Source organism: Streptomyces sp. NPDC058955, assembly GCF_042741435.1.
Taxonomy (GTDB): domain Bacteria; phylum Actinomycetota; class Actinomycetes; order Streptomycetales; family Streptomycetaceae; genus Streptomyces.
In genome coordinates this window covers 25,436-32,022 of sequence record NZ_JBHYKM010000006.1, presented here as the reverse complement: position 1 = coordinate 32,022, position 6,587 = coordinate 25,436, and the positions used below count along the sequence as shown (strand labels likewise).

Below are 6,587 nucleotides of genomic sequence, written 5' to 3'. Positions count from 1 at the left end.
CGGGCGCGGGGGGCGGCCCCCCACCGCACCCCCCGCCCTGGCCCGCCGGGTGCGCCCCCGCTGGCGGGGCCGGGGCCCCCCCCCCCCCCCCCCCGGGGGCCCCCGCCCCCCCCCGGCCGTCGCAACTGACCCCTGCACGGGGGTTGTCAGTGCAATTTCACATTACTATGTTACAGCTCTGCGGCGGACGGTCGTCTCTCCGTCAACTCGCGTTCAGGTTCGGCTGATCGGCCGCGCAACCCCCCTCATCCCCACCCCCATCCAGGAGACCTCGTGTCCCAGCACAGAATCGCGCGCTCCTCCCTCCTCGCCACCGCGATCGCGGTGACCCTGGTGGCCTCCGCCGGCCAGGCCGCGACCCAGGCCGCCGAGGCGCCCGCGCCGCGTGCCGCCGGTTCCGCCCTGGCCGGCGCCTTCGCGCCCGCCGCCGAGCCGAACCCCTTCGACGAGGTGGAACGATTCGCCAACGCCCGGACGGCCAAGCCCGCCCCGGCCCCCGCCCCCGGCGGCACCGGCGACACCCGGGCCCGCGTCCCCGGCCGGGCCGAGAAGAGCGCCAAGGGCGCGGCCGAGCAGCAGGCCGCCCCCGCCGCGACCACCCTCGTGGCCGGCGTCCCGTGCACCCTCGACGGCATCGCGGGCCTCTCCCCGAGCGCCTTCGCGGACTTCCTCGCCGACCCCGCCGTCACCGCCGACGGCTGTCTGAGGGGCCTGATCTGGACCTGGGACGCGCGCCTCGCCCGGGTCATGTCCGACGCCCACGTGCAGGCCGTCGCCCAGCGCATATCCGGCCTGGCCGCCGCCCATGACGGCCGCAACTCCTCCCACCTGGAGGAGATGTTCACCTATCTCCACGCGGTCGCCTACCACGACTTCTCGCGCTCCGAGATCGACATCACCGACGCCCCGACCGTCGACGCGGTCCGCCGCGCCATCGCGGCCTTCGGCTCCGCCGCCCGCACCTTCGACGTCACCGCGTCCAACGCCCGCACCCTCCGCGAGGCCCTCTACATCGGCAGCGCCCCCGGCCTGCGCCAGCACCAGCTCGGCCTCATCACCAAGGTGCTCGCCACCATGGACGCGGCGCACCCCGCCACGAACCAGGACCCGACCTGGGCCGGCGCCGCGCTCTCCGCGCTCTCCGTCAACTACCTGGGCATCTACTCCGGCAACCAGGACGCCGCCTTCCACGCCGCCGTCGCCGCCGACCCGGCCTACCGCGCCGCCTTCAAGGCGTTCGCCGGCCACACCCACCTCAAGGGCACCGCCAACGCCTGGGTCGTGCGCGACGCGCTCAGCGAGTACGGCCGCTTCGGCGAGGTCGCCGGCCTGCGGGACGGCATCGTCGCCGACCTCGGCGCCCTGATCGGCCCGGTGGAGACCGCCTGGGGCTCCGGCAGCCAGCCCTGGGCCAAGATCGTCTCCTGGCTGAACTTCTACGAGGCCTGCGCGCCGTACGGCGTCTGCAAGGCCGACATCGAGGCCCGGATCTTCCCGTACTCCTACACCTACGACACCGGGACCGGCGCCGCCCTCAAGGTCCGCACCGGTCTCGACCGGGCCACCGTCGACCAGCTCTACTACGCGAGCAAGCAGGTCAAGGCGCAGTTCCACCGGGTGGTCGGCAGCGAGCAGCCGCTGGCCGGCGACCCCAACACCACCCTGAACATCGTCCTGTACGGCTCGCGGGCCGACTACGAGAACTACCACCCGATCCTGACCGGGTACGACACGAACAACGGCGGCATCTACATCGAGAACGGCGCCACCTTCTACACCTACCAGCGCCGCGTCCCGCAGGACTCCTCGCTCACCCTCGAAGAGCTGTTCCGCCACGAGTACACGCACTACCTCAACGGCCGCTTCGCCGTCCCCGGCTTCTTCGGCCAGGGCCCCTGGTACCAGGGCGACCGCACCACCTTCATGGACGAGGGCACCGCCGAGTTCTTCGACGGCGCCACCCGCGACGACGGCATCGCCGTCCGCAAGTCCCTGGTCCGCGGCATCATCAACGACACCGCCGGCGGCGGCCCCCGCATGAACCTCCGGCAGATCCTGCACGCCACCTACGACGGAGACGGCTTCCGCTTCTACAACTACGCGGGCACCTTCTTCGAGTTCCTGTGGACCGAGCGCCCCTCGCTGATCCGCGAGATGTACACCCGCCTGCGCGCCGACGACGTCGCCGGCTACGACGCCTGGCGGGAGCGGCTGAGCTCGGACGCCGGACTCCAGCAGGCGTACGACCGCTTCCTGGACGCGCAGATCGCCAAGGTCGACGAGCTGTTCGTCCCCGACACCACGTTCACCCCCGACGCGCAGCTCACGTACTCGACCGTCGCCGGGGTGAGGACGGCCTTCGCCAACGCCACGTACAACAACCCGGACTGCGTCGAGAACGGCGAGCCCGGCAAGCGCCGCTTCGTCTGCACCGGCCGGATCACCGCGAACCTGGCGAACGCCGACAGCGACGACCAGAACTTCAAGGACATGTCCGAGACGGTCGACTACTTCATCCTCGACCGCGCGGGCGCGGCGCTGAACAATCTGGCCGACATGAACTGCAGCTTCGGGCCGGTCGAGATCTGGTCCACCCGGGTCGCGGGCACGTCGGCCTTCCGCTGCGAAGGCCCGCTGCGCGGCTGACCGCACCTCCACCGTGCCCAGGTGCCGGAAGGCCCTGGGCACCGCAAGAAGAATGTGACATATTACTGCCGTGCCCAAGAGACACTCCCCGGACGTCGTGATCATCGGAGCCGGCGTCGTCGGCGCCGCATGCGCCTACTACGCCACACGCTCCGGACTCACCGTCGCCGTGGTCGACCGCGGTCCCGTCGCGGGCGGCACCACCGGTGCCGGGGAAGGCAACCTGCTCGTCTCCGACAAGGAGGCGGGCCCCGAGCTCGACCTCGCGCTGCTGTCCACGAGACTCTGGCGCGAACTCTCCGCCACACTCCCGCCGGAGACCGAGTACGAGCCCAAGGGCGGGCTCGTCGTGGCGCCCGACGAGTCCGCCCTCAAGGCCCTCCGCGCCTTCGCGGAGGGCCAGCGGGCGGCCGGCGTCGACGCCGCCGAGATCCCCGCCGACCGGCTCGCCGACCTCGAACCCCACCTCGCCCCCGGCCTCGCCGGCGGCTTCCACTACCCGCAGGACGCCCAGGTCCAGCCCGCCCAGGCCGCCGCCCGGCTGCTCGCCGCCTCCGGCGCCGCGCTCCACCTCGGCGAGCGGGTCACCGCGGTCCTCCGCGACCCGGCCGGAGCCGTCCGGGGCGTGCGCACCGCCCGCCGCGAACTCCTCGCCCCCGCCGTCGTCAACGCCGCCGGCACCTGGGGCGGCGAAGTCGCCCGGCTCGCCGGCGTCCACCTGCCCGTGCTGCCCCGCCGCGGCTTCGTCCTCGTCACCGAGCCCCTCCCGCGGATCGTCCGGCACAAGGTCTACGCCGCCGACTACATCGCCGACGTGGCCAGCGGCTCCGCCGCCCTCCAGTCCTCCGCCGTCGTCGAGGGCACCCCCGGCGGGCCCGTCCTCGTCGGCGCCACCCGCGAACGCGTCGGCTTCGACCGGGCGCTCTCCACCGAGGCGCTCCGCCGGCTCGCCGCCCAGGCCGCCGCGCTCTTCCCGGTCCTCGCCGACGTGCGGGTGCTCCGCGCCTACCACGGCTTCCGCCCCTACCTCCCGGACCACCTCCCGGCGATCGGCGCCGACCCGCGCGTCCCGGGCCTCCACCACGCCTGCGGCCACGAGGGGGCGGGCATCGGCCTCGCCCCCGCCACCGGCGTCCTCGTCGCCGCCGCCCTCACCGGCGCCGCGCCCCCGCTCGACCCGGCGCCGTTCCGCCCCGAGCGCGACTTCGGCACCGCAGACCCGATCCCCCCGCAGGAGCAGCAGAGTTGAGCCGCCGCACCCCGCGCGCCCTCGTCGGAGGCGCGCCGCAGGAGACCTTCACCTTCCGCTTCGACGGGCGGGAGATCCCGGCCGCCGCCGGACAGACCGTCGCCGCCGCCCTCTGGGGCGCGGGCGTCCTCGCCTGGCGCACCACCCGACACGGCGGCGAACCGCGCGGCGCCTTCTGCGGCATCGGCCAGTGCTTCGACTGCCTCGTCACCGTCGACGGCACCCCGAACCGCCGCGCCTGCCTCGTCCCGGCCCGCCCCGGCGGCCTCGTCACCACCCAGGAGGGAACCGGCCATGACGACCTCGCCGTCTGACCCCGCCGCGCCCGCCGACCTCGCGATCGTCGGCGCCGGACCCGCCGGGCTCGCCGCCGCCGTCACCGCCGCCGCGCTCGGCCTCGCCGTCACCCTGCTCGACGCGGGCGCCCGCCCCGGCGGCCAGTACTACCGCCACCCCGACCCCGCCCTCGGCGCCACCCGCCCCCAGGCCCTGCACCACGACTGGGACGCCTTCGCCGGCCGCGAGGCCGAGCTGCGGGCGTACGAACGGGCGGGCCGCGTCCGGTGCCTGGCGGACCATCAGGTGTGGAGCGTCACCGGTTCCGGCACCGACTGGACCGTCCACGCCCGGACCGACGACGCCGCCGCGGAGCCCGTACGCGCCCGCGCCGTGCTGCTCGCCACCGGGGCGTACGAGCGCCAGCTCCCCTTCCCCGGCTGGACCCTGCCCGGCGTCGTCGGCGCCGGAGGGGCCCAGGCCATGCTCAAGAGCGGGCTCGTGCTGCCCGGCCGCCGCGTGGTCGTCGCGGGCAGCGGTCCGCTGCTGCTCGCCGTCGCCGCCTCGCTGGCCGCCGCCGGGGCCCGCGTCCCGGCCGTCGTCGAGGCCGCCGGATACGGGCCGTACGCCCGCCACACCGGCACCCTGCTGCGCAACCCGGCCAAGCTCGCCGAAGGCGCCCTCTACGGAGGCGCGTTGGTCCGCCACCAGGTCCGCCCGCTGCTCCGGCACGCCGTCGTCGAGGCGCACGGCACCGACCGGGTCGAGGCGGTGACCGTCGCCCGGCTCGACCGCGACTGGCGGCCCCTGCCCGGCACCGGGCGGCGCATCCCCTGCGACGCGCTCGCCGTCGGCCACGGCCTGGTCCCCGAACTCTCCCTCGCCACCGCGCTCGGCTGCGCCACCCGCACCGCCGCCGACGGCACCGCCGCCCTCGTCCTCACCCCCGGCCTGCGCACCTCCGTGCCCGGCGTCTGGGCGGCGGGCGAGACCGGCGGCGTCGGCGGCGCCCAACTCGCCCTCACCGAGGGTGAGATCGCGGCCCACTCGATCGCCGGGCGGGCCGTCCCGGCGGCCCTCGCCCGGCGCCGCGCGCGGCTGCGGGCCTTCGCCGACGCCATGGGCGCCGCCCACCGGCCCGGTGCCGGCTGGACCGGCTGGCTCCGCGAGGAGACCGCCGTGTGCCGCTGCGAGGAGGTCCCCGCGGGGCGCGTCCGCGAGGCGGTGGAGGAGCTGGGCGCCACCGACGCGCGCACGGTCAAGCTGCTGACCCGCGCCGGGATGGGCTGGTGCCAGGGCCGGATGTGCGGCCCCGCCGTGGCCGCCCTGACCGGCGGCGAACCCGTCGCCGACCGGCGCCCGCTGGCCTGCCCCGTGCGCCTCGGGGAGCTCGCCGAGCTCCCCGCCGACTGACCCCCTTTTCCGTGGTGACCGCGCTCTTGTGGCCGCCGCACACCCCTTAGTAAAATGTCACACACTACAAAGGAGTACGTCACCATGAACGACACCCGCACCCGCCCCTGGCACGGCATCATGGTCGCCACCACCCTGCCGCTGCGCGAGGACCTCTCCGTCGACCTCGACGCCTACGCCGCCCACGTCCGCTGGCTGATCGACAACGGCTGCGACGGCGTCGTCCCCAACGGCTCGCTGGGTGAGTACCAGACCCTCACCGACGCCGAGCGCGCCGCGGTCGTCCGCACCGCCGTCGAGGCCGCCGGCGACGGCTCCCGCGTCATGCCCGGCGTCGCCGCCTACGGCTCCGCCGAGTCCCGCCGTTGGGCCGAGCAGGCCGCCGAGGCCGGCGCGGGATCCGTCCTCCTCCTGCCGCCCAACGCCTACCGCGCCGACGAGGAGGCCGTCCGCGCCCACTACGCCGAGGTCGCCCGCGCCGGGCTGCCGATCGTCGCCTACAACAACCCCATCGACACCAAGGTCGACCTCACCCCGGCGCTCCTCGCCCGCCTCCACGCCGACGGGAACATCGTCGCCGTCAAGGAGTTCAGCGGCGACGTCCGCCGCGCCTACGAGATCGCCGAACTCGCCCCCGGACTCGACCTCCTCATCGGCGCCGACGACGTCCTCCTGGAACTGGCCATCGCCGGCGCCGTCGGCTGGATCGCCGGCTACCCCAACGCCCTGCCCGAGTCCGCCGCCACCCTCTACCGGGCCGCCGTCGACGGCGACCTCGCCACCGCGCTGCCGCTCTACAAGGCGCTGCACCCCCTCTACCGCTGGGACTCCAAGACCGAGTTCGTCCAGGCCATCAAGCTCTCCATGGACCTCGCCGGCCGCCCCGGCGGCCCCACCCGCCCGCCGCGCCTGCCGCTCACCGGCCCCGCCGGAACCGCCGTCCGCGCCGCCACCGAGAAGGTCCTCGCCGAAGGACTCCGCTGATCCCAGGGGGAAGACAGCC

The 6,587-nt window shown here is 75.2% G+C and carries 5 protein-coding genes; all 5 read left to right on the top strand.

The genetic code is table 11. The annotated features are described in order from the left end of the window. The first annotated feature begins 273 nt into the window (after nt 1-273). The 5 genes from ACFW1I_RS04420 (at nt 274) to ACFW1I_RS04400 (ending at nt 6,568) form a co-directional block, all read left to right on the top strand. Nucleotides 274-2,646 carry a collagenase gene (locus tag ACFW1I_RS04420; protein WP_384665948.1) on the top strand — a complete coding sequence of 791 codons (2,373 nt, stop codon included), beginning with the start codon at nt 274-276 and terminating at the stop codon, nt 2,644-2,646. 70 nt (nt 2,647-2,716) lie between these two features. After that, nucleotides 2,717-3,895 carry an NAD(P)/FAD-dependent oxidoreductase gene (locus tag ACFW1I_RS04415; protein ID WP_384665946.1) on the top strand — a complete coding sequence of 393 codons (1,179 nt, stop codon included), beginning with the start codon at nt 2,717-2,719 and terminating at the stop codon, nt 3,893-3,895. Next, nucleotides 3,892-4,209, top strand: coding sequence for a (2Fe-2S)-binding protein (locus ACFW1I_RS04410; protein WP_384665944.1), 318 nt, complete (start codon nt 3,892-3,894; stop codon nt 4,207-4,209). The genes ACFW1I_RS04415 and ACFW1I_RS04410 overlap by 4 nt, the downstream gene beginning before the upstream one ends. After that, entirely contained in the window at nt 4,190-5,584 is a 1,395-nt protein-coding gene (locus tag ACFW1I_RS04405) for an NAD(P)/FAD-dependent oxidoreductase (protein WP_384665942.1), read from the top strand. Before ACFW1I_RS04410 ends, ACFW1I_RS04405 begins: the two co-directional genes overlap by 20 nt. A gap of 84 nt (nt 5,585-5,668) precedes the next feature. Then, nucleotides 5,669-6,568: a dihydrodipicolinate synthase family protein gene (locus ACFW1I_RS04400; protein WP_384665940.1), complete on the top strand. Its 900-nt coding sequence runs from the start codon at nt 5,669-5,671 to the stop codon at nt 6,566-6,568. Nucleotides 6,569-6,587 lie beyond the last annotated feature (19 nt).

What these genes read in the sequence shown, in the direction of transcription:
- ACFW1I_RS04405 (WP_384665942.1), top strand. Translation starts at nt 4,190, where the DNA reads ATGACGACCTCGCCGTCTGACCCCGCCGCGCCCGCCGACCTCGCGATC.
- ACFW1I_RS04400 (WP_384665940.1), top strand. Translation starts at nt 5,669, where the DNA reads ATGAACGACACCCGCACCCGCCCCTGGCACGGCATCATGGTCGCCACC.